Origin of the sequence: Mycolicibacterium sphagni (assembly GCF_002250655.1) — a bacterium.
Taxonomy (GTDB): Bacteria; Actinomycetota; Actinomycetes; order Mycobacteriales; family Mycobacteriaceae; genus Mycobacterium; species Mycobacterium sphagni.
This window is the reverse complement of sequence record NZ_NOZR01000022.1, coordinates 38,722-64,682: the sequence shown is the minus strand read 5'-3', so window position 1 is coordinate 64,682 and position 25,961 is coordinate 38,722. Positions and strand designations below refer to the sequence as shown.

24 protein-coding genes, 1 tRNA gene and 1 pseudogene are annotated in these 25,961 nt (G+C 66.4%); 14 read left to right on the top strand and 12 right to left on the bottom strand.

Annotation, left to right across the window (positions count from 1 at the left end; genetic code table 11):
* Nucleotides 1-9: 9 nt before the first annotated feature.
* From CG716_RS22400 to CG716_RS22385, 4 genes are all read right to left on the bottom strand, one after another.
* A tRNA-Val gene (locus CG716_RS22400) sits at nt 10-84 on the bottom strand.
* Between the two features lie 47 nt (nt 85-131).
* Nucleotides 132-596, bottom strand: coding sequence for a peroxiredoxin (locus CG716_RS22395; RefSeq protein ID WP_094483313.1), 465 nt, complete (start codon nt 594-596; stop codon nt 132-134).
* Nucleotides 593-1,021: a DUF3052 domain-containing protein gene (locus CG716_RS22390; protein ID WP_094483312.1), complete on the bottom strand. Its 429-nt coding sequence runs from the start codon at nt 1,019-1,021 to the stop codon at nt 593-595. Before CG716_RS22390 ends, CG716_RS22395 begins: the two co-directional genes overlap by 4 nt.
* Nucleotides 1,022-1,104: 83 nt before the next feature.
* Nucleotides 1,105-1,674 (bottom strand): Rv2240c family protein, encoded by a 570-nt coding sequence (locus CG716_RS22385; protein WP_234817959.1) that lies wholly within the window; start codon nt 1,672-1,674, stop codon nt 1,105-1,107.
* A gap of 150 nt (nt 1,675-1,824) precedes the next feature.
* On the opposite strand from CG716_RS22385, the gene aceE reads away from it, so the two are divergent.
* From aceE to CG716_RS22350, 7 genes are all read left to right on the top strand, one after another.
* Nucleotides 1,825-4,614, top strand: coding sequence for a pyruvate dehydrogenase (acetyl-transferring), homodimeric type (gene aceE / locus CG716_RS22380; RefSeq protein WP_094483311.1), 2,790 nt, complete (start codon nt 1,825-1,827; stop codon nt 4,612-4,614).
* Nucleotides 4,615-4,663: 49 nt separating this feature from the next.
* Nucleotides 4,664-5,941: a PucR family transcriptional regulator gene (locus CG716_RS22375; RefSeq protein WP_094483310.1), complete on the top strand. Its 1,278-nt coding sequence runs from the start codon at nt 4,664-4,666 to the stop codon at nt 5,939-5,941.
* Nucleotides 5,942-6,092: 151 nt separating this feature from the next.
* Entirely contained in the window at nt 6,093-7,049 is a 957-nt protein-coding gene (locus CG716_RS22370; RefSeq protein WP_094483309.1) for an ACP S-malonyltransferase, read from the top strand.
* 149 nt (nt 7,050-7,198) lie between these two features.
* On the top strand, nt 7,199-7,495 hold the full coding sequence (gene acpM, locus CG716_RS22365; RefSeq protein WP_094483308.1) for a meromycolate extension acyl carrier protein AcpM: 297 nt from the start codon (nt 7,199-7,201) through the stop codon (nt 7,493-7,495).
* Nucleotides 7,492-8,742 carry a 3-oxoacyl-ACP synthase KasA gene (gene kasA, locus CG716_RS22360; protein ID WP_094483307.1) on the top strand — a complete coding sequence of 417 codons (1,251 nt, stop codon included), beginning with the start codon at nt 7,492-7,494 and terminating at the stop codon, nt 8,740-8,742. The genes acpM and kasA overlap by 4 nt, the downstream gene beginning before the upstream one ends.
* Before the next feature lie 32 nt (nt 8,743-8,774).
* A complete protein-coding gene (kasB, locus tag CG716_RS22355) occupies nt 8,775-10,037 on the top strand; it encodes a 3-oxoacyl-ACP synthase KasB (RefSeq protein ID WP_165774249.1) in 1,263 nt (420 codons plus the stop codon).
* A 58-nt stretch (nt 10,038-10,095) separates the two neighbouring features.
* Nucleotides 10,096-11,517 carry an acyl-CoA carboxylase subunit beta gene (locus tag CG716_RS22350; RefSeq protein ID WP_094483306.1) on the top strand — a complete coding sequence of 474 codons (1,422 nt, stop codon included), beginning with the start codon at nt 10,096-10,098 and terminating at the stop codon, nt 11,515-11,517.
* A 24-nt stretch (nt 11,518-11,541) separates the two neighbouring features.
* On the opposite strand, the gene CG716_RS22345 is transcribed toward CG716_RS22350, so the two are convergent.
* Together CG716_RS22345 and CG716_RS22340 are read right to left on the bottom strand one after the other, a co-directional pair.
* Nucleotides 11,542-13,077, bottom strand: a complete 1,536-nt coding sequence (locus CG716_RS22345) for a glycerol-3-phosphate dehydrogenase/oxidase (protein WP_094483305.1) — start codon at nt 13,075-13,077, stop codon at nt 11,542-11,544.
* Nucleotides 13,074-13,655, bottom strand: coding sequence for a TetR/AcrR family transcriptional regulator (locus CG716_RS22340; RefSeq protein ID WP_207760744.1), 582 nt, complete (start codon nt 13,653-13,655; stop codon nt 13,074-13,076). The genes CG716_RS22345 and CG716_RS22340 overlap by 4 nt, the downstream gene beginning before the upstream one ends.
* 50 nt (nt 13,656-13,705) lie before the next feature.
* On the opposite strand from CG716_RS22340, the gene CG716_RS22335 reads away from it, so the two are divergent.
* Nucleotides 13,706-15,283, top strand: a complete 1,578-nt coding sequence (locus tag CG716_RS22335; protein WP_094483356.1) for an FAD-binding oxidoreductase — start codon at nt 13,706-13,708, stop codon at nt 15,281-15,283.
* Nucleotides 15,280-16,182 carry a diacylglycerol kinase gene (locus CG716_RS22330; RefSeq protein WP_094483304.1) on the top strand — a complete coding sequence of 301 codons (903 nt, stop codon included), beginning with the start codon at nt 15,280-15,282 and terminating at the stop codon, nt 16,180-16,182. The genes CG716_RS22335 and CG716_RS22330 overlap by 4 nt, the downstream gene beginning before the upstream one ends.
* On the opposite strand, the gene CG716_RS22325 is transcribed toward CG716_RS22330, so the two are convergent.
* The gene (locus CG716_RS22325) at nt 16,179-16,613 is read right to left on the bottom strand and encodes an SRPBCC family protein (RefSeq protein WP_094483303.1); all 435 of its coding nucleotides are present in this window, start codon (nt 16,611-16,613) and stop codon (nt 16,179-16,181) included. The genes CG716_RS22330 and CG716_RS22325 overlap by 4 nt on opposite strands.
* Nucleotides 16,614-16,805: 192 nt before the next feature.
* On the opposite strand from CG716_RS22325, the gene CG716_RS22320 reads away from it, so the two are divergent.
* Nucleotides 16,806-18,206 (top strand): HNH endonuclease signature motif containing protein, encoded by a 1,401-nt coding sequence (locus CG716_RS22320; protein ID WP_234817958.1) that lies wholly within the window; start codon nt 16,806-16,808, stop codon nt 18,204-18,206.
* Between the two features lie 7 nt (nt 18,207-18,213).
* On the opposite strand, the gene CG716_RS22315 is transcribed toward CG716_RS22320, so the two are convergent.
* Nucleotides 18,214-18,789 carry a TetR/AcrR family transcriptional regulator gene (locus CG716_RS22315; RefSeq protein WP_094483301.1) on the bottom strand — a complete coding sequence of 192 codons (576 nt, stop codon included), beginning with the start codon at nt 18,787-18,789 and terminating at the stop codon, nt 18,214-18,216.
* 125 nt (nt 18,790-18,914) lie between these two features.
* Between CG716_RS22315 and CG716_RS22310 the strand changes: the two genes are divergently transcribed.
* On the top strand, nt 18,915-19,757 hold the full coding sequence (locus CG716_RS22310; protein WP_308210450.1) for an LLM class flavin-dependent oxidoreductase: 843 nt from the start codon (nt 18,915-18,917) through the stop codon (nt 19,755-19,757).
* Here the strand turns inward: CG716_RS22310 and CG716_RS22305 are convergent.
* From CG716_RS22305 to CG716_RS22295, 3 genes are all read right to left on the bottom strand, one after another.
* Entirely contained in the window at nt 19,754-20,266 is a 513-nt protein-coding gene (locus CG716_RS22305) for a DUF3145 domain-containing protein (RefSeq protein WP_094483299.1), read from the bottom strand. The genes CG716_RS22310 and CG716_RS22305 overlap by 4 nt on opposite strands.
* Nucleotides 20,267-20,376: 110 nt before the next feature.
* Nucleotides 20,377-21,198: a serine hydrolase domain-containing protein gene (locus CG716_RS22300; RefSeq protein ID WP_420093216.1), complete on the bottom strand. Its 822-nt coding sequence runs from the start codon at nt 21,196-21,198 to the stop codon at nt 20,377-20,379.
* A gap of 16 nt (nt 21,199-21,214) precedes the next feature.
* Nucleotides 21,215-22,159 (bottom strand): tetratricopeptide repeat protein, encoded by a 945-nt coding sequence (locus tag CG716_RS22295; protein ID WP_133066999.1) that lies wholly within the window; start codon nt 22,157-22,159, stop codon nt 21,215-21,217.
* A gap of 68 nt (nt 22,160-22,227) precedes the next feature.
* Here CG716_RS22295 and CG716_RS22290 point away from each other — a divergent pair, with 68 nt between their 5' ends.
* From CG716_RS22290 to CG716_RS22275, 3 genes are all read left to right on the top strand, one after another.
* The gene (locus CG716_RS22290) at nt 22,228-23,313 is read left to right on the top strand and encodes an S-(hydroxymethyl)mycothiol dehydrogenase (RefSeq protein ID WP_094483296.1); all 1,086 of its coding nucleotides are present in this window, start codon (nt 22,228-22,230) and stop codon (nt 23,311-23,313) included.
* The gene (locus CG716_RS22285; RefSeq protein ID WP_094483295.1) at nt 23,310-23,933 is read left to right on the top strand and encodes an MBL fold metallo-hydrolase; all 624 of its coding nucleotides are present in this window, start codon (nt 23,310-23,312) and stop codon (nt 23,931-23,933) included. The genes CG716_RS22290 and CG716_RS22285 overlap by 4 nt, the downstream gene beginning before the upstream one ends.
* A 342-nt stretch (nt 23,934-24,275) precedes the next feature.
* Nucleotides 24,276-24,941, top strand: coding sequence for an AIM24 family protein (locus tag CG716_RS22275; RefSeq protein WP_207760743.1), 666 nt, complete (start codon nt 24,276-24,278; stop codon nt 24,939-24,941).
* A 6-nt stretch (nt 24,942-24,947) separates the two neighbouring features.
* Here the strand turns inward: CG716_RS22275 and CG716_RS22270 are convergent.
* Nucleotides 24,948-25,954, bottom strand: a pseudogene (locus CG716_RS22270) (zinc-binding dehydrogenase).
* Between the last annotated feature and the right edge of the window lie 7 nt (nt 25,955-25,961).

Here is a 25,961-nt window from a genome sequence, read left to right as displayed (position 1 = left end):
TGACCTTCTTGGTGGGCGCGGACGGTATCGAACCGCCGACCGCTGGTGTGTAAAACCAGAGCTCTACCACTGAGCTACGCGCCCGTGCCCGGGCAGGTTACACGGCGGGCGCCGGTGCAGGGAAATCCTGCTCAGACCGCCAGCGCGGCCAGCGCCTGAGTCCAGACCGCCTGATCGCGCGCCTCGCCAGGCTCCTTGCACTCCGCGAAGCGGACGATCCCGTCCCGGTCGATCACGAAGGTGCCGCGGTTGGCAATGCCGGCGGCGTCGTTGAACACCCCGTACGCCTGCGCGACCGCACCGTGCGGCCAGAAATCGGAAAGCACCGGGAATGCGAAATTGCTCTGGGTCGCCCACACCTTGTGTGTCGGGGGCGGGCCGACCGAGATCGTCAGCGTCGCGGTGCCGTCATTGGAGTAGACCGCCGGGTGATCGCGAATCTCGTCGAGTTCGCCCTGGCAGATGCCGGTGAACGCCAGTGGGAAAAACACCAGCAACACGTTCTTGCGACCGCGGAAGTCACTGAGCGTGACGGGCTGACCGTTCTGGTCTTTCAGCGTGAAGTCAGGGGCGGGCGATCCGACCCCAACGCTCACGAGTGCCTCCCGGCCGCCTTCGATTTCGGCTGCACCAACCGGCTGGCGCTCCAGTCACCCAGATTCGCCGAGGAAGTCTGCATCAAACCCGCGGTCGGCGCCGATTCGGCGATCTCGGCGGGAAGTACATGGCCAGGCTTTCCGGTCTTGGGCGTGAGTACCCAGATGATGCCGTCGTCGGCCAGCGGCGCGATCGCGTCCATCAGCCGATCTACCAGGTCACCGTCACCGTCGCGCCACCACAGCAGCACCACATCGACGACTTCGTCGGCATCCTCGTCGAGCAGTTCCCCGCCGCTGGCGTCCTCGACGTCGGCACGGATGTCGTCGTCACTGTCCTCATCCCAGCCCAGCTCCTGCACGACATGATCTTTTTGGATGCCCAGCTTTTGTCCGTAGCTCGAGGGGCCACCCTCCGGGACCACCGTCGGAACCTCCTTCAAATCAGGGTCGGCTGTCTAGGCCTATCGTCGCACGACACCGGCGATTACTCGCCCTGCGGTCGGAATCAATACGTCGCGTCGCACAAGCTCAGCGCATTCGACCTGGTGTCGTTGAGGTCTTGGATGGTCTGGTTGAAGTCTCCGGGCGCCGCGTGCGCGGTGATCGCCTGTGCTGTGCGGTGGGCGCCGTCGACCCAGTCCTGGAAGGCGGTCTTCAGCTGGTCCGGGATCGCATCGGTGACGCTGCCTGCGACGGCGTCGGCGCTCTTGTTGAGGGCATTCACCGCTGGGTCCTCGGTACCCGAGACGTCGGTCGCGCCCGAATTGAAAGCACTGACGTAGGCATTCACCGCGTCGATCGCGTCGGCGCTCGACGTGGACAGCGTCTCGCAGGTGTCGTGCACGGCCTGTGTGGTCAACGACGCCTGGTGTTCGGACTCGCGGGCGCTGGAGGAGGCGGCCGACTCCGAGACCGACACCGACATCGACGTCCGATACGCCGGCGCGTCCTCAGCGTTGACCCCCCCGTGGCCCTCGGTGACGCTGGTGCAGCCGACCACGGCGGCCAGCACCGCGGCGGCGCTGCCGACCAGCAGACCGCCGATCCGCAGCCCGCGGGCACTTCTGATCAGCACAGCCGCAGGTTACCGGCTAACGCCCCTGCTCGGCGCACTGCGAGAAATTCACCGACCCCCCGACTTTGACTACTCGTCGGTACGGGCCCAAGTGCGGCACGATAGGGGGCAGAGGGTGCAAAACCTGCACCAGCTACTAAGGAGCTGAAGTTGACCACCGAGTTCGCGCGCCACGATCTGGCCCAAAACTCAAGCAGCCCAAATGAATCCGATCGAGTACGGGTGATCCGCGAGGGTGTCGCGTCGTATCTGCCCGACATCGACGCCGAGGAGACCTCGGAGTGGCTTGAGTCGTTCGACGACCTTTTGGCCCGATCCGGCCCGGCCCGGGCGCGCTACCTGATGCTGCGACTGCTGGAGCGTGCCGGTGAACAGCGCGTCGCTATCCCCGCACTGACGTCCACCGACTACGTCAACACCATTCCCACCGAGCTGGAGCCCTGGTTCCCCGGCGATGAGGACGTCGAGCGCCGCTATCGTGCCTGGATCCGGTGGAACGCCGCGATCATGGTGCACCGCGCCCAGCGCCCTGGCGTCGGCGTGGGCGGCCACATCTCCACCTACGCGTCCTCGGCCGCACTCTACGAGGTCGGCTTCAACCACTTCTTCCGCGGCAAGGCCCACCCCGGCGGCGGCGACCAGATCTTCATCCAGGGTCACGCCTCCCCCGGCATCTATGCTCGCGCCTTCCTCGAGGGCCGGCTCACCGCCGATCAGCTCGACGGCTTCCGCCAGGAGCACAGCCACCCCGGCGGGGGCCTGCCCTCCTACCCGCACCCGCGACTGATGCCCGACTTCTGGGAATTCCCCACGGTGTCGATGGGCCTGGGCCCGATGAACGCGATCTATCAGGCACGGTTCAACCACTACCTGCACGACCGCGGCATCAAGGACACCTCCGATCAGCACGTGTGGGCGTTCCTCGGCGACGGCGAGATGGACGAGCCGGAAAGCCGCGGCCTGATCCAGGTGGGGGCCAACGAGGGCCTGGACAACCTGACGTTCGTCGTCAACTGCAACCTGCAACGCCTCGACGGGCCGGTGCGCGGCAACGGCAAGATCATCCAGGAGCTGGAGTCCTTCTTCCGCGGTGCCGGCTGGAACGTCATCAAGGTGGTCTGGGGCCGCGAATGGGACGCCCTGCTGCACGCCGACAAGGACGGCGCGCTGGTGAACCTGATGAACACCACGCCCGACGGGGACTACCAGACCTACAAGGCCAACGACGGCGCTTACGTGCGCGACCATTTCTTCGGCCGCGACCCACGCACCAAGGCGCTCGTCGAGCCCATGACCGACAGCGAGATCTGGAACCTCAAGCGAGGCGGCCACGACTACCGCAAGGTGTATGCGGCCTACCGGGCCGCGATGGAGCACAAAGGCCAGCCGACGGTGATCCTGGCCAAGACCATCAAGGGCTACTCGCTGGGCGCCCACTTCCAGGGCCGCAACGCCACCCACCAGATGAAAAAGCTTGCGCTGCAAGATCTCCAGGATTTCCGTGACGCCATTCGGATCCCGGTCAGCGACGCCCAGCTCGAGGAGAACCCCTACCTGCCGCCGTACTACCACCCCGGCCCGGAGGCACCCGAGATCCGCTACCTGATCGACCGGCGCCGGGCGCTCGGCGGCTTCCTGCCCGAGCGGCGCACCAAGTCCAAGGTGCTGACCCTTCCGCCGCGCGATGTGTACAAGGCACTCAAGAAGGGGTCCGGCCAGCAGCAGGTCGCGACCACCATGGCCACGGTGCGCACGTTCAAGGAACTGTTGCGAGACAAGGAGATCGGACACCGGATCGTCCCGATCATCCCCGACGAGGCACGCACGTTCGGCATGGACTCGTGGTTCCCGAGCCTGAAGATCTACAACCGCAACGGCCAGCTCTACACCGCCGTCGACGCCGAACTGATGCTGGCCTACAAGGAAAGTGAAATCGGCCAGATCCTGCACGAGGGCATCAACGAAGCGGGCTCGACGGCGTCGTTCACCGCTGTCGGCACCTCGTATTCCACCCACAACGAGCCGATGATCCCGATCTACATCTTCTATTCGATGTTCGGGTTCCAGCGCACCGGCGACGGGCTCTGGGCCGCGGCCGACCAGATGGCGCGTGGTTTCGTCCTCGGCGCGACGGCGGGCCGCACCACGCTGACCGGGGAGGGGTTGCAACACGCCGACGGCCACTCACTACTGCTGGCGTCGACGAATCCCGCTGTGGTGGCCTACGACCCGGCGTTCGCCTACGAGATCGCCTACATCATCGAAAGTGGTCTGGCGCGGATGTACGGGGAGGACCCCGAGAACATCTACTTCTATATGACGATCTACAACGAGCCCTACGCCCAGCCGGCCGAGCCCGAGAACTTCGACCCAGAAGGGCTACTGCGAGGCATCTACCGCTACCGCGCGGCCGGCCAGAAGCGCTCCAGCGTCGCGCAGATCCTGGCCTCCGGGGTGTCGATGCCCGAAGCGCTGCGGGCCGCGGACCTGCTGGCCGAACGCTGGGACGTCGCCGCCGACGTCTGGTCGGTGACCAGCTGGGGTGAGCTCAACCGCGACGGGGTGTCCGTGGAGAAGGAACTGCTGCGTCACCCCGACCACCCGGCCAGGGTGCCCTACGTGACGCAGGCCCTCGCCGACACCGCAGGCCCGGCCATCGCGGTGTCGGACTGGATGCGCGCGGTGCCCGAGCAGATCCGGCCGTGGGTGCCCAACACCTACGTCACGCTCGGCACCGACGGGTTCGGCTTCTCCGACACCCGACCCGCGGCACGCCGCTACTACAACACCGACGCCGAGTCGGTGGTGGTGGCCGTGCTGGAGGCGCTGGCCCGCGACGGGGAGATCGACCCGTCGGTGGCGATCGCCGCGGCCCGGGAGTACCAGATCGACGACGTGATGGCCGCCAAGGTCTCCTACGTTGACACTGGCAGCGCATAGGTCAGCACGTTTGGTGGGAACAACCAGAAAATCGGCGTAGCTTTTAGGGGTGACTGACAACGAGTCGCTTGAGGTGCGCTCCCCCCTGGTGCTGCTCGAGACCGTCCCGGAGTCGACGCTGCGCCGGCTGAAGCAGCATTCCGGCCGGCTGGCCACCCAGGCGGTGCAGGCCATGACCGAGCACCTCCCGTTCTTCGGCGAACTGGAAGCCTCCCAACGCGCCAGCGTCCAGCTGGTGCTGCAGACCGCAGTGGTCAACTTCGCCGAGTGGGTGCGTGACCCGCTGAGCAACGTCGGCTACACCGCCGAGGCGTTCGCGCTGGTCCCGCAGGAGCTCACCCGCCGCATCGCGCTGGCCCAGACCGTCGACATGGTGCGCGTGAGCATGGAGTACTTCGAGGCCGCCGTGCCCGCCCTGGGCCGCAACGAGGAGCAGCGCGTCGCCCTGTCCGTCGGCATCCTGCGCTACAGCCGCGACCTGGCCTTCGCCGCGGCTTCGTCCTACGCCGACGCCGCCGAGGCCCGCGGCGCCTGGGACAGCCGGATGGAGGCCAGCGTCGTCGACGCCGTCGTCCGCGGCGACACCGGGCAGGAGCTCCTGTCCCGGGCCGCCGCGCTCAACTGGGACACCACCGCCCCGGCGACGGTCGTGGTGGGCACACCGCCCCCGGGACGGGCGGAATTGGCCAGCGAGGACGTCCGCGAGATCGCCGCGCGGCACGGCCGCGGCGCCTTGGCCGATGTCCACGGCACCTGGCTCATCGGCATCATCTCCGGTCCGCTCGGGCCCACCGACCGGTTCTTCAACGACCTGATCAATGCTTTCGCCGACAGCCCCGTGGTGATCGGACCGACCGCGCCCATGCTCAGCGCGGCCCACCACAGCGCCAGTGAGGCGATATCGGGGATGAACGCCGTCGCCGGCTGGACCGGCGCACCGCGACCCGTTCTGGCTCGAGAGTTGTTGCCCGAGCGAGCACTTCTGGGCGACCCCTCGGCGGTCACCGCGCTGCACACCGAGATCATGCGACCGCTTGCCGATGCCGGGCCGGCGCTCACCGAGACCTTGGACGCCTTCCTCGACAGCGGCGGCGCGATCGAAGCCTGTGCCAGAAAACTGTTCGTTCATCCAAATACGGTCCGCTACCGCCTGCGCCGGATCGCCGACTTCACCGGGCGTGATCCCATGCTGCCGCGTGATGCCTACGTCCTGCGAGTGGCATCTACCGTGGGCCGTCTGGGTTATCCAGCAACTACTCACACCACGGCAAATAGTTCTGTTGCTCAGCTCACACCCCCACTGGTCGGTACCACGGGGAACAATTGAGCCCGCAGGTAGATCGCGGCGAGATATCAGCGGAGTCGCATCACATGCACTTTTGTGGAGACCCCACAAAAACATAAGACCAGGTTCATAATCTCTTACACCGTGCAAATCCGGTTTCACAATGTTCTCTTAAAGAGTGCCTCATGAACCCGTGATCGCTGTGCTGGCTCCCGGCCAGGGATCCCAGACTCCAGGCATGCTCACCGATTGGCTCGAGCTGCCCGGCGCTGCCGACCAGATCTCCATCTGGTCCGACATCGCCGGCTTGGACCTGGCCCGGTTGGGCACCACCGCGACCGCTGACGAGATCACCGACACCGCGGTCACCCAGCCCCTCGTCGTGGCGGCCACCCTGCTCGCCAACGCCGAGCTGGTGAAGCGCGGCCTTTCCGGCGGGCAGGAGCGCAGCGACTCGGGGAGCATCTGGGCCGGCAGGAAGACCGTCGTCGCAGGCCACTCCGTCGGTGAGATCGCGGCCTACGCGATCGCCGGTGTCATCTCCCCCGACGACGCGGTGAAGCTGGCCGCCGTCCGCGGCGCCGAGATGGCCAAGGCCTGCGCCATCGAGCCGACCGGCATGTCAGCGATCCTGGGCGGCGACGAGGCCGAGGTACTGGCCCGCCTCGATGCTCTTGACTTGATCCCCGCCAACCGCAACGCCGCAGGCCAGATCGTGGCCGCCGGAGCGGTCGCGGCCCTGGAGAAGCTGGCCGAGGACCCGCCGGCCAAGGCCCGGGTGCGCCAGCTGGCCACCGCAGGCGCCTTCCACACGCACTACATGGCCTCCGCTCTCGACGGCTACGCGGCCGCAGCCGCCGAGGTCGCCATCGCTGAGCCGACCACCACACTGCTGAGCAACGCCGACGGCCAACCGGTAGCTTCAGCTCAAGACGCGATGGAGAAGCTCGTCGCGCAATTGACCCGCCCGGTGCGCTGGGATCTGTGCACCGAAAGCATGCGGCAGCTCTTTGAAAACGCAGAGGGCTCGGCGATCGTGGAGTTCCCGCCCGCGGGCACTCTGGCCGGCATCGCGAAACGGGAACTTCGGGGGGTCGCGACGCATGCCGTCAAAACACCCGCAGATCTGGACGGACTCACCGAGCTCTGACCGAGCCGGCGTCCGCCCGGTACAACCGCATAAAACGCACGTTACGAAGTAACACAACCAATTACGTACGAAGTAACACAACCAACCACGTACGAAGTAACACAACCAATTACGTACGAAGTATCACAACCAATTATGAAGGAGCCACAGTGCCCGCCTCACAGGATGAAATCATTGCCGGCCTCGCCGAGATCATCGAAGAAGTCACCGGTATCGAGCCTTCCGAGGTGACCCCGGACAAGTCGTTCGTCGACGACCTGGACATCGACTCGCTGTCGATGGTGGAAATCGCCGTGCAGACCGAGGACAAGTACGGCGTGAAGATCCCCGACGAGGATCTCGCCGGCCTGCGCACCGTCGGTGACGTCGTCTCCTACATCCAGAAGCTGGAAGAAGAGAACCCGGAGGCTGCTGCCGCCCTTCGTGAGAAGTTCGCGGGCGAATGAGCAGGCCTTCCACGGCTAACGGCAATTTCCCCAGCGTCGTAGTCACGGCCGTTACGGCGACGACTTCCATCGCGTCGGATATCGAGAGCACGTGGAAGGGTCTGCTCGCGGGCGAAAGCGGTATCCGCGCACTCGATGACGAATTCGTTCACAAGTGGGACCTGGCCGCGAAAATCGGTGGACACCTCAAGGAGCCCATCGATGACGAGATGACCAGGTTGGACCTGCGACGCATGTCGTATGTCCAACGGATGGGCAAGTACCTGAGCAAGCGAATCTGGGAAGCTGCGGGCACGCCCGACGTGGATCCGGACAGGTTCTCGGTCGTGATCGGCACCGGTATCGGCGGTGGCGAGAAAATCGTCGAAATGTACGACGCCATGAACGAGGGTGGGCCCCGCAAGGTATCCCCACTTGCCGTTCAGATGGTCATGCCCAACGGTGCCGCCGCGGTCGTCGGCCTTGAGCTGGGCGCCCGCGCCGGGGTCATCACCCCGGTGTCCGCATGCTCGTCAGGGTCGGAGGCCATCGCTCACGCGTGGCGTCAGATCGTCATGGGTGACGCCGATTTCGCCGTTTGTGGTGGTGTGGAAGGTGTCATCGAGGCGCTGCCAATCGCGGCGTTCTCGATGATGCGCGCCATGTCGACCAACAACGACGATCCCGAAGGCGCGTCCCGCCCGTTCGACAAGAACCGGGACGGATTCGTGTTCGGCGAAGCCGGCGCCATGATGGTTATCGAGCTCGAGGAGCACGCCAAGGCCCGCGGCGCCAAGCCGCTGGCCCGGTTGCTTGGCGCGGGCATCTCGTCGGACGGTTTCCACATGGTGGCGCCGGCGCCGGACGGCCTCCGGGCCGGAGCGGCCATGAAGCGTGCGATGGAGACGGCGGGCCTGTCCGCCAAGGACATCAGCCACGTCAACGCCCACGCAACAGCCACGCCCATCGGTGACACCGCCGAAGCCAACGCGCTTCGGGTCGCCGGTGTCGGGGAGGCCGCGGTGTATGCCCCCAAGGGTGCGCTCGGCCACTCGATCGGTGCGGTCGGTGCGCTGGAGTCGATCCTCACGGTGCTCACCCTGCGTGACGGCGTCATCCCGCCCACACTGAATTACGAGACACCCGACCCCGAGATCGATCTGGACGTCGTCGCGGGCGAACCGCGCTATGGCGACTACCAGTACGCGATCAACAACTCATTCGGGTTCGGAGGACACAACGTAGCGCTTGCGTTCGGGCGCTACTGACCGTTCCGGGGGGAAAGGACTGGCAGGAAGCAATGGCAGGGTTGACACAATTGTCAACGGGGAATGGCTTCCCCAACGTGGTCGTCACCGGAGTTGCGATGACGACCGCCCTGGCATCCGACGCCGAAGGCACCTGGAAGCGGGTGTTGGACGGTCAAAGCGGGATTCGACTTCTCAACGACGAGTTCGTCGAACTGTATGACCTTCCGGTCCGCATCGGCGGGCACCTACTCGAGGACTTCGACGGTGAGTTGACGCGGGTCGAGCTCCGCAGGATGTCGTATCTGCAGAAAATGGCCACCGTCATCGGGCGACGGGCCTGGCAGAACGCCGGTTCACCCGAAGTGGATCCCAAACGGTTGATGGTGGCGCTCGGCACCGGGATCGGCTCGTCCGAGGAATTGCTGTACGCCTACGAGGCGATGCGCGCAAAAGGCCTGCGAGCGGTGTCACCGCTGGCAGTCCAGATGTACATGCCCAACGCTGCCGCGGCGGCCGTCGGGCTTGAGCTCAAGGCGAAAGCCGGGGTCATCACCCCGGTCTCGGCTTGCGCCTCGGGCTCGGAGGCCATCGCGCAGGCATGGCGTCAGATCGTTCTCGGCGAAGCCGACATGGCGATATGCGGCGGCGTCGAAACCAAGATCGAGGCCGTGCCCATCGCAGGCTTCGCTCAGATGCGAATTGTCTTGTCCACCACCAACGATGACCCGGCAGGTGCGTGCCGCCCGTTCGACAAGGATCGCAACGGGTTCGTCTTCGGTGAGGGTGGCGCGATGATGATCATCGAGACCGAGGAGCACGCCAAGGCCCGCGGGGCCAACATCCTGGCCCGCATCATGGGGGCGGGCATCACCTCGGACGGGTACCACATCGTGGCGCCCGACCCGAACGGTGAACAAGCTGGTCACGCGATCACGCGGGCAATCCAGCTCGCGGGTCTGCAACCTTCCGATATTGATCACATCAACGCCCATGCGACAGGCACCCAGGTGGGCGACGTCGCGGAAGGCAAAGCGATCAACAATGCGCTCGGCACCCATCGGCCAGCGGTCTACGCGCCCAAATCGGCGCTGGGCCACTCGGTGGGCGCCGTCGGTGCGGTGGAGTCGATCCTCACTGTGCTGGCGCTGCGGGACGGCGTCGTGCCGGCCACGCTCAACCTGCGCAACCTCGATCCGGAGATCGATCTGGACGTGGTGGCCGGCGAACCCCGGCCAGGCAACTACCAGTACGCGATCAACAACTCGTTCGGATTCGGTGGTCACAACGTCGCGATCGCCTTCGGGAAGTACTGAAGACACGACGCGTGTCGACGGTGCCGATTGATATCCAGCGCGCACATAGGAGGTTTAGATGACAACCATGGCCCCTGAGTCAATCGGTGAATCGCTCGACCCACGGGACCCGCTTCTGCGGCTCTCCACGTTTTTCGACGACGGCAGCGTTCAGCTGCTGCATGAGCGTGACCGGTCGGGTGTGCTGGCCGCGGCCGGCACCGTCAACGGTCTGCGCACCATCGCCTTCTGCACCGACGGCACTGTCATGGGTGGCGCCATGGGAGTCGAGGGCTGCCAGCACATCGTCGACGCCTACGACACCGCCATCGAGGAGCAGAGCCCGATTGTGGGTATCTGGCACTCCGGCGGCGCCCGGTTGGCCGAGGGTGTGCGTGCGCTGCATGCCGTGGGGCTGGTTTTCGAGGCCATGATCCGTGCATCGGGTTACATCCCGCAGATCTCGGTCGTGGTCGGCTTTGCCGCGGGCGGTGCCGCCTACGGTCCCGCCCTGACCGACATCGTCATCATGGCGGCCGAGGGCCGCGTCTTCGTCACCGGCCCCGACGTGGTGCGTAGCGTGACCGGCGAGGACGTCGACATGGCGTCCCTCGGCGGCCCGGACACCCACCACAAGAAGTCCGGTGTCTGCCACATCGTTGCCACCGACGAGCTCGACGCCTACGCGCGCGGTCGCCGGTTGATCGGATTGTTCTCCCAGCAGGGCCATTTCGACCGCAGCAAGGCCGAGGCCGGTGACTCCGACCTGCACGCACTGCTGCCCGAGTCGCCCCGTCGCGCCTATGACGTGCATCCGCTGGTGGAGGCGCTGTTGGATGCGGACACCCCGTTCGAGGAATTCCAAGGCAAGTGGGCGCCGTCTATCGTCGTCGGCCTCGGCCGGCTGTCGGGGCGCACCGTCGGCGTCATCGCCAACAACCCGCTGCGACTCGGCGGCTGCCTGAACTCCGAAAGTGCGGAGAAGTCAGCACGTTTCGTGCGGTTGTGCGATGCCTTCGGGATTCCGCTCGTCGTCGTCGTCGACGTGCCCGGGTATCTGCCCGGCGTGGACCAGGAGTGGGGCGGTGTCGTGCGACGGGGCGCCAAGTTGCTGCACGCCTTCGGTGAGGCAACCGTTCCCCGGGTCACCCTGGTGACGCGAAAGATATACGGCGGGGCCTACATTGCGATGAACTCGCGGTCACTGGGCGCAACCAAGGTGTTCGCGTGGCCGGACGCCGAGGTCGCGGTCATGGGCGCGAAGGCCGCGGTCGGCATTTTGCACAAGAAGAAGCTGGCCGCCGCCGCGGATCATGAACGCGACGCGCTGCACGAGGAGCTGGCCGCCGAGCACGAGCGGATCGCCGGCGGTGTAGACAGCGCGGTGGAGATCGGTGTGGTCGACGAGAAGATCGATCCGGCGCACACCCGAAGCAAGCTGACTCAGGCGCTGGCCGAGGCCCCGGCCCGGCGCGGACGGCACAAGAACATCCCCCTGTAGCACTGACGATCTCGGCGGCGTGAGTCAGGCGCGGGCCAGCAGTTCCTCGGCCGCGGTCAGCGCCCGCTCACGGTCGGCCTGGACCAGCCCGATGCGGGTGCGGCGATCAACGATGTCGTCGGGCGTCAAGGCGCCTTCGTGGGTCACTGCGAACTCGAATTCCGCTCGGGTGACGTCGATTCCGTCGGCAACCCGGTCAGTCGGCCGGTCGCAGCGCGCAGAGGCGATGACATTGGGCGCCTCCGCGCCATACCGGGCGACCAGCGAGCTTGGCAGGTGGCTCGTAGTGCGCAGGGTGGCAACGGGATTGGCGGGGGCGCCAACCAGAGGCAGATTGCGGGTGCGGCAAGGCTGGGCCGTGATGAACCGGGCGGCCAGTGCGCGGTCGACCGCATCTTCGGCCATGTGCCGATATTCGGTGAGCTTGCCGCCGACGATGCTGAACACCCCGGAGTCCGACTCAATGACGGCGTGCTCACGAGAGAGGTCCGAGGTGCGGCCTTCGCCGGTGTCGATCAGCGGACGCAGTCCCGCGTAGGCGCCCGTGACATCTGCGGTCGTCAACGCGGTCCCGAGCGCGGTGTTGACCGTGTCGAGAAGGAAGCTGACCTCGGCGGGAGTCGGTTCCGGCACATCGGGGATCGGGCCGGGCGCGTCCTCGTCGGTCAGCCCGAGATAGACGCGGCCGAGCTGTTCGGGCATCGCGAAAACGAACCGGTTGATCTCGCCGGGGATCGGAATGGTCAGCGCGGCAGTCGGATTGCCGAACGACGCGGCGTCGAACACCAGGTGCGTACCACGGCTGGGACGAAGCTTGATGGCGGTATCCACTTCGCCTGCCCACACGCCGGTCGCATTGATCACGGTGCGGGCCGTCACCTCAAGGGTCTCGCCGCTCAGCTCGTCGTGCAGCCGCACCGACGTTCCGGTGGCGGCGACCGCGGACACCCGGGTAAGAATTCGCGCGCCGTGCTGCGCGGCGGTGCGGGCAACGGCGGCAACCAATCTGGCGTCGTCGATCAGCTGGCCATCGTAGGCGAGCAGGCCGCCGTCGAGGCCCTCGCGGCGTACGATCGGCACCATCGCCACGGACTGCGGAACACCGATGCGCCGCGACCGCGGCAGCGTCGAGGATGTGGTGCCGGCCAAGATACGCAGCGCGTCACCGGCGACGAAACCGGTTCGCACCAAAGCACGTTGGGTGCGGCCCATGGACGGCAGCAGCGGAACCAGCTGCGGCATCGGGCTCACCAGATGCGGTGCGTTGCGGGTCATCAGGATGCCGCGCTCGACAGCACTGCGCCGGGCGATGCCGACATTGCCGGTGGCCAGGTAGCGCAGGCCGCCGTGGACAAGCTTGGAGCTCCAGCGGCTGGTGCCGAAGGCAAGGTCGTGTTTCTCGACAAGCAGCACCGACAGACCGCGGCTGGCGGCATCGAGCGCGATGCCGGTGCCGGTGATACCGCCGCCGATGACGACGACGTCGACGCGGCCGTCGTCACCGAGCTCGGTGAGGTCGGCGGATCGCCGGGTGGCGTTGAGAGCAGTGAGGTCACTCATGGAGCTAGGTATCCGTTCAGGGCGCGGGACAGCTCGGCGCTCAAGGCGTCGCCGTCGAGGATGGGTTCGACGATTTGGGCGGACTGGATGGCGGACTGCCCGATGAGCAGCACCATCGCCGACATCTGGCGGACGTCGCCGGCGCGGACGCTGCCGTCGGCTTGGGCCGCCCGCAGCGCGTCCACGAACAGGTCGATCAGGATCTGCTGGCTGGTGCCGAGGCGCCCCGCGATGTAGACCATCGCCAGGTCGGGGGTGGACCGCAGCACCGAAGTGATGAGGTCGTCGTCGCGCAGGCGACGAGCCACCTCCACGATGCGCTCGACCAGGCCGGCGCGACCGGGCTGGGTCGCCGGGACCGCGCGCCAGGTGCCGGTGATGCGCTCGGTCAGCAGCGCGGCGACGATCGTGCGGGTGTCAGGCCAGCGGCGATACACCGTCGGGCGGCTGACGCCCGCGCGGCGGGCGATCTCGGCCAACGTGACCCGTTCGACTCCGAAGTCGCGGACGCAGCTGGCCGCGGCGGCCATGATCCGGTCGCCGACGTGTACCGATTCATCGTTACTGATTGACAACATCTGTAATACTGTAACGCATGAGCAATGACGCCCGCACTCTGCTTCCTCCGATGGCCTGGAATGCCTGGGGTGATCCCGAGGCCGCCAAGCCGCTGTCCGACGGGATCCGCGCCCTGCTCGAGCAGGCGCTGGGCGTGAAAGCGACCGAGATCCCCGCCCCGTCCATCGATGAAGTTCAGGTGCAACCGTCGGCGCTGGCCGATGTCCACCGCGACGCGCTCGTTGCGATCGTGGGAGCCGACTACGTCCGGACCGAGGATCGCGACCGGCTGCGGTATGCGGGCGGCAAATCGACCCCAGACCTGTTGCGCCGCAAACAGACTCATCAGAATGCACCCGATGCGATACTGCTTCCTGGCGGCGAGGACGAGATCGCGACCGTATTGCGTTACTGCTCGCAACACGGCATCGCCGTGGTGCCCTTCGGCGGTGGCACCAGCGTGGTCGGCGGCCTCGACCCCATCCGCGGCGATTTCGCCGCCGTCATCTCGCTGGACCTGCGCCGGCTCGACGCACTGCATTCGCTCGACGAAACGTCGATGCAGGCCGAGCTGGGCGCCGGCGTCACCGGGCCGGACGCCGAACGACTTCTGGGCGAACACGGCTTCTCATTGGGCCACTTCCCGCAGAGCTTCATGTTCGCCACCATCGGCGGTTACGCGGCCACCCGCTCCTCCGGGCAGGATTCCGCAGGTTACGGCCGCTTCAACGACATGATCAGGGGCCTGACGGTGGTCACCCCGGTCGGCGTGCTGGATCTTGGCCGGGCGCCGGAGACCGCGGCAGGCCCCGATTTGCGCGAGCTGTTCTCAGGGTCTGAGGGCGTCTTCGGTGTCATCACCCGGGTTCGCCTTCGCGTACATCCGACCCCCGAAACCGTCCGCTACGAAGCGTGGTCGTTCCCCGACTTCGCCACCGGCGCTGCCGCACTTCGCGCCGTCACCCAGATCGGCACCGGACCGACCGTGTTGCGGTTGTCCGACGAGGCCGAGACCGGCGTCAACCTGGCCACTACCGGCAACATCGGCGAGCAGAGCGTCACCGGCGGCTGCTTGGCGATCACCCTCTTCGAGGGAAGCGCTGCGCACACCGAGAGCCGGCACGCCGAAACCCGCGCGGTGCTGGAAGCTCAGGGCGGCACCTCGCTGGGCGAGGCCCCGGCGCGGGCCTGGGAACACGGCCGTTTCGACGCGCCCTATCTGCGGGATTCGCTGCTGGCGGCCGGGGCACTGTGCGAGACGCTGGAGACGGCGACGACGTGGTCCAACCTGCCGGCCCTGAAGGCGGCGGTCACCGAGGCGCTGACGAACTCGCTCGCCGAAAGCGGCACACCGGCATTGGTGATGTGCCACATTTCGCATGTGTATCCCACCGGGGCGTCCCTCTACTTCACCGTCGTCGCAGGACAACGCGGCGACGCCGCCACGCAGTGGCACACCGCCAAAGTCGCTGCCTCCGATGCCATTTCGCGCACCGGTGGCACCATCTCCCACCACCACGCGGTCGGGGTTGACCACCGCCCGTGGATGAGCGCGGAGATCGGCGAGCTCGGCGTGAAGGTGCTGCAGGCCGTCAAGCAGACTGTCGACCCTGCGGGAATCCTGAACCCCGGCAAGCTGATTCCATGATTTCCCACGTCACCGTCCTGACGAACCCGAAGTCGGGTCACGGCAACGCGCCGCACGCCGGCGAGCGGGCGGTGTCTCGCTTCCAGGAGCTCGGGATCAACGTGACCGGGATCATCGGCCGCGATGCCGCCCACGCCCGTGAACTGGTCGACGAGGCCTTGACCCGGGAAACCGATGCGCTGGTCGTCGTGGGCGGTGACGGGGTCATTCGACTGGCGCTTCAGGCGCTGGCGCGCACCGGCATTCCCCTGGGCATCGTGCCGGCCGGCACCGGCAACGACCATGCCCGCGAATACGGACTGCCCCAAGCCGATCCGGTGGCCGCAGTCGACGTGATCGCCGCCGGATACACCGAGACCGTCGACCTCGGGAACATCAAAGGCGCCGACGGGACCAGCACCTGGTTCGGCACGGTCGCTGCGACTGGGTTCGATTCGCTGGTCAGCGATCGCGTCAACCGAATGAGCTGGCCACACGGACGGATGCGTTACAACGTCGCACTGGTCGCCGAGATATCCCAGTTGCGGCCGTTGCCGTTTCGGCTGGTGCTCGACGGTGAGCGGGAGATCGTCGCCGATCTCACCCTGGCGGCATTCGGCAACACCCGCAGCTACGGCGGCGGCATGTTGATCACGCCGGGGGCCAGTCACTGCGACGGCATGCTCGACATCACCATGGTGCACTCGTCCTCGCGTACGAAGCTGGTCCGGTTGTTCCCGACGGTCTTCAAAGGCACGCACGTGAACCTGCCCCAGGTCAGCACCGCCCGGGCGCGGACCGTCACCGTCGACTCCCCCGGCATCAATGCCTACGCCGACGGCGACTACGCCTGCCCGCTGCCCGCCGAGATCTCAGCAGTTCCGGGTGCACTGAAAATTATTGTCCCGAAGCCGGTTTAGCGTTCCAGTGCCTTCGCGCAACCGTCGAGAACCGCACGGAAATTCCACGGCAGCAGCTTGGCGCTGAGAGCCTCCATCGCCTTGCCGCCGCCACGGACCGGATGGGTGTAGGTGCTGGCCCAGTCGACGCGGGTGCCGTCGCTGTCCGGAGTGAAGGTCAGCGTGCCGCCTTCGTGGTCGAAGGCCGGAACCGATCCGACGATCAGGTAGGTATAGCTGTGGGGCGGGTCGTAGGCGACGATCTTCTCCCGAAACCACAGGCCGATCGCGAAGCCGGTGCGGACGGCACCGAGGCCGGGAGGCGGCGAATCCTTCGCCCAATCCGCGGTGACGATCAACGGAGCGGACTTCAGGTTGACCGGGTCGGCGAGCCAGGCGAAGACCTTGTCGGGCGGCGCGGCGATCGTCTTCTCGACGTGGAGAGTGACCATGGCTTCAGGTTAGGCGGTGGCCGCAGCGAAGTATTCGAATGCCTTCCCGGGTTGTCTATGCTTGCTTTTCACGTGCACGGCACTCATGTTCTCCGTTCCGGCAGGGATATCCGCCGCGGGAAGGCCGTTCGTCACGATCAAGGGATCAACGGGCATCGAAACGTGTCGCCCCGCGATGGCATAATCGAACATGTGTTCGATGGTGGATTGGGGTTCTCGAGCGATGCGGCAGTGGTGGCCGTGATCGGGGACTCGGCTCGTGCGGAGAACCAGGACGCGGCGCGGCGGGTGGCGGCCATCGGGGAGTTGGCGGCCCGTCGCTGTGCTGATGATGAGCACGCCCACTGGGCGTGTGATGAGTGGGATGCCGCGGCTGCCGAGGTGTCGGCGATCCTGGGGGTGACACACGGTCGGGCTTCCAGTGAGATGCATTTGGCGTTGTCGCTGCGGCATCGGCTGCACAAGGTTGCGGCGCTGTTCTCGCAAGGGACCCTGGGCTATCGGGTCTGTGAGGCAATCGTGGACCGCACCGACCTGATCCGCGATCGCGCGACACTGGCGCTGGTGGATCGCGCCATCGCGGACGATGCGGTGACGTGGGGTCCGCTATCGACGATGAAACTGCAACGCGCCATTGATTTCTGGGTGGACCGCTACGACCCTGGTGCGGTGCGCCGAACCCGGTCGCGGACCCAGGGCCGCGATGTGGTCGTCGACCTGCGTAATGCGCAGCACGGAGTCGTCGAGATTCGGGGAACACTGCTGGTCACCGACGCCACCGTCATGGATCGGCGGTTGGCCGAGATGGTGCGTGGGGTGTGTGAGGGTGATCCGCGCTCTGTCGGCGAACTGCGCTCCGACGCTCTGGGCGCGATCGGTGCGGGGTCGGATCGGCTGGCATGCACCTGCGGCGGCCCGGACTGCCCGGCCGCTGAGCCTGATTCCCGTGCGGCCAATGTGGTTGTGCACGTCGTGGCCGAGGCCGAGCCGAGCAGCCCACGGCCCGCGACGGGGATCATCACCGGCAACCGAGGGATCGTGCCGGCCCCAGTCCTGGCCGAGTTGATCGAGTCCGGGGCGAAAGTGCGCGAGCTGCGTCGACCGGGTGACGAGCCCGAACCCGGCTATCGCCCCTCGACGGCCTTGGATGAGTTCGTCCGGATGCGCGACATGACGTGCCGCTTCCCCAACTGCGATAAGCCCGCCGAGTACTGCGATATCGACCACACCATCCCCTGGCCGTGGGGACCCACCCACGCCTCCAACCTGGCCTGCGTGTGCCGAAAGCACCACCTGCTCAAGACTTTCTGGGCCGGCTGGCGCGACCGCCAACACCCCGACGGCACGATCGTGTGGACCTCACCGACTGGCCACACCTATACGACTCAACCGGGTAGCCGACTGCTGATCCCGCACTGGAACGTCACCACCGCGACCCTGCCCCCACCGGTAGGCCAACCCCCACCGACCCTCGGCATCATGATGCCCACCCGACGAAAAACCCGCGCCGCCCAACGCGCCCACCGCATCACCACCGAACGCAAACTCAACGACGACCGCGTCACCGAACGAAACAAACCACCACCGTTTTGACTGAAATCTATTGCGGGCGAAGACCTGCCATCATCAGCCCGACCATTCGGCGGGCGTCGTAGTTCGGATCACTCTCGGCACCGATGCACAGATTGCCGATGGCGCGCATGAATCCGTACGCGTCGACGTCGGGAACGATCTCGCCCGCGCTGGCGGCCGCGCCGAGTAACTGTGCGCACACGGGCACCAGTCGATCCAGAAAATAGGCGTGCAGCGTTCCGAAGGCCGCCGCATCGGACTGCATCGCGCCCGCAAGGCCATGCTTGGTCACCAGGAAATCGATAAACAGGTCGATCCAATCCGCCAGTGCCGCAAGAGGTGAAGTCTTCTGGTCGAGCAGAGTGGGTCCGGCCTCAGCACACGCCTCAACCTGATGGCGGTATACCGCCACGAGGAGGTCGGCGCGGGTCGGGAAGTGTCGGTAGATCGTCCCAACCCCCACGCCGGCGCGGGCAGCGATATCGCGCACCGGCACATCGACCCCGGCATCGACGAAGCTCGCGGCCGCAGCAGAAAGCAGGTTCGCCTCATTGCGGCGCGCGTCCGAACGCTTGCGAGGCGACGACGCGCCAGATCCCGCCAAGGCCGCACCTCCTGTTGCAAAGCGGAACAGTGTTCCGTAACGTCGAGATGGAACATTGTTCCGGTTAATGAAGTGTAGATCCAAGGGTTCATATGACGCGCACACCACGGCCACGGTTCGGGATCATGACGGCACAATCGCAGGTCAGCTACGACGACATCGTGACGCTCTGGCGAGAAGCCGACGCCATCCCCGAAATCGAACATGCGTGGCTCTTCGATCACCTGCTGCCCATCTTCGGCGACCGCGACGGTCCGATATTCGAAGGCTGGACATTGCTTTCGGCATTGGCCGCCCAAACCGATCGACTGCGGCTGGGACTACTCGTCACCAGCAATCGCTTCCGCCCGCCGGCCATGCTCGCCAAGATCGCCACCACCGTCGACATCGTCGCCAATGGGCGCCTGGACTTCGGGATCGGCGCGGGCTCTCGCCCAAGCCTGCCGATCGCCCGCCGGGAGTACCAAGCTCACGGGCTGCCCTACGACAACTTCGCCGACTCCATGGGTGCCCTCGATGAAGCGCTGACCGTGATCCGCCGGTTGTGGACTGCGGACGAACCGTTCGACTTCGACGGCAACCACATTCACCTCGCCGGCGCGTTCGGCAATCCGAAGCCCGTTCAGAGGCCCTGCCCGCCGATCGTCACCGGCGGCCGGTCCGCGCGGCTGCTGCGGATTACCGCCAAGCACGCCGACGTGTGGAACATCCCGGGCGGCGATATCGAGGATGCGAAGTCGCGTAGCGCCCTGCTCGACCGATATTGCGACGAACTCGGCCGGGACCCCGGCAGCATCGTCCGCTCGATGCACATCCCGGTTTCCTACGACCAGCCCGAGGCGACCCGCGATGCGATCGGGCAAGCCATCGAGGCCGGCTTCGAACACCTTGTGCTCGGACTATCGGATCCCTATCGGGGCGGCGTAGCTCGCTGGGTCGCCGACGAACTCATCGCGAAACCCGCTTAGCCGACTCCTCGGCTCAGCCAGCTGACCTCGCCGCTGTCACCGCCGTCGCGGTACGGCTCGAGCGCCTCGTCCCACGCGGTGCCGAGCACCGTGTCGAGTTCGGCGGCCAACGTGTCGGCACCCGAGGACATCAGCGTGCGCAACCGCATCTCGCCGACCATGATGTCGCCGTTGGCACTCATGGCACCGCTCCACAGGCCCAGCTGCGGCGTATGGCAGAACCGCTCGCCATCCACGCCCGCGCTTGGATCTTCGGTGACCTCGAACCGCAGGACCGACCATGAGCGCAGCGCATTGGCCAGCCGGGCACCAGTGCCAACGGGACCAATCCAGTTGGTCACCGCACGCAGCTGCCCAGGCATGGCAGGCTGAGGGGTCCACTTCAAATTCGCCCTGGCATTCAGGGTCGACGACAGTGCCCACTCAACGTGTGGGCACACCGCTGCGGGAGAGGCGTGGATGTACACCACGCCAGTCGTCGCATCGGCGAACTGGTTCGACGCACGCATCACCTTGCTCCTTCGGTTCCACGAGGGACGTCTTCCCCAACGACCTGGTGTTTCCGAAGATTGCGATTGTGTCGTGCGTGTCTATTGTGCCTTGTGAGGCCTATGTTGCGCTAGTTCGCTCCGTACACTCTCAGAACTTCATCAGAGATTGCCGGCCACAACGGCCTGGCCCACTCGTCAAAGTCCCGGTCCGTGAGCACTACCAGCGACAATGCCCGATCGGGGTCCACCCACAAGAAGGTGCCGGTCTGGCCGAAATGACCGAAGGTGCGCGCAGAGTTGGCAAAGCCGGTCCAGTGCGGCGACTTTCCGTCGCGAATCTCGAACCCCAGGCCCCAGTCATTCGGGCGCTGGACCCCGAAACCGGGCAATACCCCGCTCAGGCCTGGGAACTGCACAGAGGTCGCGCACTCATGCAGCTGCCCTGACACCGTCCGCGGGATCAGCAAGTCGCCGGCGAAAACCGCGAGGTCAGCCACGGTGGACACCCCGCCGTGGCCGGCTGCTGCCCCTCCACCGTCCAGCCGCGAGGCAGTCATGCCCAACGGCTCGAACACCGCCTCGGCCAGATACTGGCCGAATTCAATCCCCGCGCCGTCTTCGACCGCCTCGGCCAGCACCTGAAACCCGTAGTTGGAGTAGATCCGCCGCTTGCCCGGCTGGGCCATCACCTCGGCGGAATGCATGGCCAGCCCCGAGGCGTGCGCCAACAGATGCCGGACCGTGCTGCCGGGCGGACCCGCCGGGGTGTCCAGTTCCACCACGCCCTCTTCGATCGCGACCTGGGCGGCGCGCGCCGCGAGGGGTTTGGTCACCGACGCCAGCCGGAACTGATGGCCGGTGTCTCCATACTCGGCGATCACCCCGGCACTGCCCACCACCACAGCGGCTGCGGTCGGAACAGGCCAGTCGGCGATCAAGTCGAGTGGCATGGACATCCAGAGCAGGCTACCGGGTTCCCAGACCGCGGTAAGCCTCGTCGATCCACTGATGCAGTTGCGCGGATTCGTACGCTGACTCCCGACGCTCCCGCAGCGCGATACGCAACACCGTCAGGGCCTCGCGGTAGCGACCGCGCCGCACCAGCACTGCCCCACGCAGCGCGAGGTCGTCGGCATCAGCGGACTCCAGCTCGCGCAGGTGATGTTCGGCTTCTTCGAGATCGCCTGCTGCCAAGGCTATTTGGATCGCTCCGCGCAGCAGGCGCGGCAGGTCCCTCGAGTTGGCCACGGCCATCGCGGCCCGCACCTGGGCGCGGGCAGTGTCGACATCGCCAAGCACACATCGCAACAGCGCCTCACCCGGCTGCGGCGCAACGCCCAACTCCTGCGCCCTGGCGTACGCCGCGAATGCTCCGTCGACGTCACCTCGGCGCCGACGCACCTCACCCAGCTGGTAGTACGCCTCGCCGGCCACCGCCGGTTGCGCTACCCGCAACGACATCTCCCGCAGCACCGCCGACCGTTCGGCAGCCAGATCGGCCTCGTCGCTGAGCACCGCCACGACGGTTTCCAGGTAGGTCAGCCTCCCCAGCACCGGCCCATCGGGGGCGCCGGCAAGCAACCCCCGCGCCCGGCGGATCCAGCTCAGACCGATAGCCCACTCACCGCGCGAGAGCCAGGCCGAACCGAGTTCGACCGCCTTACCCGCCGCGGCGTTGGGGTCGGTGCGGGTCAACCGGACGTACACGAGCTCGCCGACCCGGGTGGCCTCCCGGCCGTGTCCAAGCCGCCCCGCGGCAGTCGCCATCGCGTCGAGATCGTCGACGGCCAGCGGCCCCACCGCACCCGCACGCGAGAACGCCGCGTAGCTGGTTTCGAAGTCGCCGCCGCGGTAGGCGGCACGGGCCGTGACCAGCAGGTCAGTCTGGGTTTCAACTCTCGCGGTAAGCAAGACTCCACCGTATCGCTCGACCGGGACAGCCACGGCCGTTCCGCGACGGTCACGCTAATGTTTGGCAAATGAGCCAGACAGTGCGCGGTGTGATCTCTCGGTCAAAGAAGCAACCCGTCGAATTGGTCGACATCGTCATCCCCGACCCCGGTCCCGGCGAAGTGGTGGTCAAGGTCATCGCGTGCGGGGTCTGCCACACGGACCTGACCTACCGCGAAGGCGGCATCAACGACGAGTACCCCTTCCTGCTCGGCCACGAGGCCGCCGGCACCGTCGAAACCGTCGGCGCGGGCGTCACCAATGTCGAGCCGGGTGACTTCGTGATCCTCAACTGGCGCGCGGTCTGTGGTCAGTGCCGGGCCTGCAAGCGCGGACGCCCGTGGTACTGCTTCGACACCCACAACGCCACCCAGAAGATGACGCTGACCGACGGCACCGAGCTGACGCCCGCACTGGGCATCGGTGCATTCGCCGACAAGACCCTGGTCCACGAAGGGCAGTGCACCAAGGTCGATCCCGAGGCCGACCCCGCCGTGGCCGGACTGCTCGGCTGCGGCGTGATGGCCGGGCTCGGCGCCGCGGTCAACACTGGCGCTGTCGGCCGCGACGACACCGTCGCGGTGATCGGCTGCGGCGGTGTCGGTGACGCGGCGATCGCCGGGGCCGCCCTGGTCGGCGCGAAGAAGATCATCGCCGTCGACACCGACAACAAGAAGCTCGACTGGGCCCGCGAGTTCGGGGCCACCCACACCGTGAACGCCAAAGAATTCGACGCCGTCGCAACCATTCAGGACCTGACCGACGGGTTCGGTGCGGACGTGGTGATCGACGCGGTGGGCCGCCCGGAAACCTGGAAGCAGGCCTTCTACGCCCGCGACCTAGCCGGAACCGTTGTGCTGGTTGGTGTTCCGACCCCGGACATGCGCCTGGACATGCCACTGGTGGACTTCTTCTCCCGCGGCGGATCGCTGAAGTCCTCCTGGTACGGCGACTGCCTGCCCGAGCGGGATTTCCCCACCCTGATCAGCCTCTACCGCCAGGGCCGCCTGCCACTGGAGAAGTTCGTCTCCGAACGCATCGGGTTAGAAGACGTCGAGTCGGCATTCCATCGCATGCACGCCGGCGAGGTACTCCGCTCGGTCGTGATCCTGTGAGCGGCATCGAGCGGGTGGTCACCAGCGGTACCTTCGAACTCGACGGCGGCAGTTGGGAAGTCGACAACAACATCTGGATCGTCGGCGACGAGTCCGAGGTGATCGTGATCGACGCCGCCCACGATGCCAAGGCCATCGAGGACGCGGTCGGCAACCGCCACGTCGTCGCGGTGGTGTGCACCCACGGGCACAACGACCACATCACGGTCGCACCGCAGCTGTCGGCCGACCTCGACGCCCCGGTCCTGCTGAATCCGGCCGACGACATGCTGTGGCGAATGACCCATGGCGACAAGCAGTTCCGCACCATCGAGGACGGCCAGGTACTCAAAGCCGACGGGATCGAGTTGCACGCCATCGCCACCCCGGGTCACTCCCCCGGCTCCACCTGCCTCTACGCCCCGGCGCTGGGCGCGGTGTTCTCCGGCGACACTCTGTTCCAGGGCGGCCCCGGCGCGACCGGCCGCTCGTTCTCCGATTTCCCGACGATCCTCGGGTCGATCAAGGACAAGCTCGGCAAGCTGCCCGCCGACACCGTCGTCTACACCGGCCATGGCGACACCACCCGCATCGGCGACGAGCTGGTGAACTACGACGACTGGGTGGCACGCGGCAGCTGACGATGGGTCAGCCCAAAAAGAGGACCGCGGGCACGGCGATCGCCCAAATCAAGAGCACCATAACGACAGGGAGCACCCTGCCGCGTCGAACCTCCCTGATCATCAACAAAACAGTGAAGACCGCAACGGCCCCGACTGCCACGGGATATGCGCGCAGCCACTCCGCGCCCTGGTGACATAGGACTGTGTGGCACATCGCCACACCGTGACACAGCCAGGCCCGGTTGCCAACCGATCGGGAGCTGACTGACAGCCGATTGGCAGCTAGGTCAACGGTGTTGTCTGACAATGTTGCCCCTCATGAATCAGCCCTTCCCGCCGCCGCAGCTACAGCCCACAACCGTGACCAGTGGGCAGGCGCCGGGCGTCGGCTACGCCATTCAAGGCGAACTGGTGCCCGTATTACACGTCCGGCTGAACGGCAGCGTTCCAGTATTTTTCGAGCACCACGTCGTTCTGTGGAAGAACCCGGATCTTCAGATCGGTATCCACCAGCTGCGTGGCGCGTTCAAGCGCGTTGTGGCGGGAATGCCCATCCTCCTGACCGAAACGCAGAGCGCCGGCGAGATCGCCTTCTCCCGCGACGGCGCGGGCCACGTCTTCCCGCTGCACCTGACCCCTGGGATGGCGATTGAAGTACGCGAGCATCAATACCTCGCCGCGACCGGCAATCTCGACTACGGCTTCGCCCGGCAACGCGGCGTAGCCAACATGCTGTTCGGCGGCAGTGGCTTCTTTGTCGATCGCTTCGCCGCAACCACCAGCGAAGGGGTGGTCTGGCTGCACGGGTACGGCAACGTCTTCGAGAAGGTGCTTGCACCGGGTGAGCAAATCGACGTCGAGCCAGGCGGCTGGATCTACCGGGACGCATCCGTCCAGATGGAGATCAAGATGTACGGCCTCAAGACTGGCGCGTTCGGCGGAACCAGCTTGGTCTTCAACAGATTTACCGGTCCGGGACGTGTCGGGATCCAGTCGATGTACGTGCATCTGCCCACCGCTGACTGAACGCCGCTACAGCGAGGTTGCCGCGCTAAGCGGATCGACGAGGATCTTCGCGTGTCGTCCCGGATCGCCCAGCGCCTCGAAGGCCGTCGCCACCCCGGCGAGCCCGACCTTGCCGGTGACCACCGGCGACGCATCGAGCTTGCCATCGGCCAGCATGTACAGGGTGTCGCGGAATTCCAATGGTGTGTAAGCGAATACGAATCGCATGTCGATCTCTTTGCCGAGCGCCATCGACGGCCGCAGCTGGTCGGATCCCATGCATACACCGACGACCACCACCCGCGAATTCAGCGGCGCGGCAGAGACGATGCCGTCGATCATTCCCGGCACACCAACGCATTCAAAGATCACCGGCCGTTTGGGCCCGGCGGGGTCGACCACGACATCGGCACCGCACCGCGTGGCGAGGGCGCGTCGGCCCGGGAAAAGTCACTGGCGACAATGGTTTTCACGCCCAGCGTCTTGAGCTGACAGATCACCGCGAGGCCGACCGGCCCGCAGCCGATCACGATCGCGGTGTCGCGCTTCTTGATCTCGCTGCGCCGTACGGCATGCAGTCCGACCGCCATCGGTTCGGTCAGCGCGGCGATGTCCAGGGACAGACCATTGGGCACCGCGAAGGTCATGGCAGCCTCGGTAAGGACCTGCTCGGCGAACCCGCCTGGGGCCAGCGGCGACAAACCCGTCATCTGCACCGCCCCGTGCAACCGCACCATCGGGAAGGACACCACGCGCGTTCCGGCCTTGAATTCCTTGGGCACCTTTCGACCCGGCTCAGCCACCTCCCCGGAGAATTCGTGACCCATCACGGTCGGTGTGGCGGTGCGCATCCCGTCGCGGTAGCCGACTTCGTCGAAGACCTCGGCGAGTTCGTCGGCATGATCCTTGGCGTGCAGATCGGTTCCGCAGATCCCGCAATAGGCGACGTTCAGCACCAGCTGGCCGTCGCCGGGTTCTGGTGCGGGAACATCGACGACCGACAGCGCTCCGTGCGCGCAACTCACAGCCTTCACGTCTGCT

Excerpts from the sequence above, each read along its gene's own strand:
- CG716_RS22305 (WP_094483299.1), bottom strand. The coding sequence starts at position 20,266 with ATGCGTGCGTCGAACCAGTTCGCCGATGCGACGACTGGCGTGGTGTAC.
- kasB (WP_165774249.1), top strand. The coding sequence starts at position 8,775 with ATGGCAGGGTTGACACAATTGTCAACGGGGAATGGCTTCCCCAACGTG.
- CG716_RS22350 (WP_094483306.1), top strand. The coding sequence starts at position 10,096 with ATGACAACCATGGCCCCTGAGTCAATCGGTGAATCGCTCGACCCACGG.
- CG716_RS22330 (WP_094483304.1), top strand. The coding sequence starts at position 15,280 with ATGATTTCCCACGTCACCGTCCTGACGAACCCGAAGTCGGGTCACGGC.
- CG716_RS22290 (WP_094483296.1), top strand. The coding sequence starts at position 22,228 with ATGAGCCAGACAGTGCGCGGTGTGATCTCTCGGTCAAAGAAGCAACCC.
- kasA (WP_094483307.1), top strand. The coding sequence starts at position 7,492 with ATGAGCAGGCCTTCCACGGCTAACGGCAATTTCCCCAGCGTCGTAGTC.
- CG716_RS22325 (WP_094483303.1), bottom strand. The coding sequence starts at position 16,613 with ATGGTCACTCTCCACGTCGAGAAGACGATCGCCGCGCCGCCCGACAAG.
- CG716_RS22300 (WP_420093216.1), bottom strand. The coding sequence starts at position 21,198 with ATGCCACTCGACTTGATCGCCGACTGGCCTGTTCCGACCGCAGCCGCT.
- CG716_RS22310 (WP_308210450.1), top strand. The coding sequence starts at position 18,915 with ATGACGGCACAATCGCAGGTCAGCTACGACGACATCGTGACGCTCTGG.
- CG716_RS22340 (WP_207760744.1), bottom strand. The coding sequence starts at position 13,655 with ATGTTGTCAATCAGTAACGATGAATCGGTACACGTCGGCGACCGGATC.
- CG716_RS22345 (WP_094483305.1), bottom strand. The coding sequence starts at position 13,077 with ATGAGTGACCTCACTGCTCTCAACGCCACCCGGCGATCCGCCGACCTC.
- CG716_RS22335 (WP_094483356.1), top strand. The coding sequence starts at position 13,706 with ATGGCCTGGAATGCCTGGGGTGATCCCGAGGCCGCCAAGCCGCTGTCC.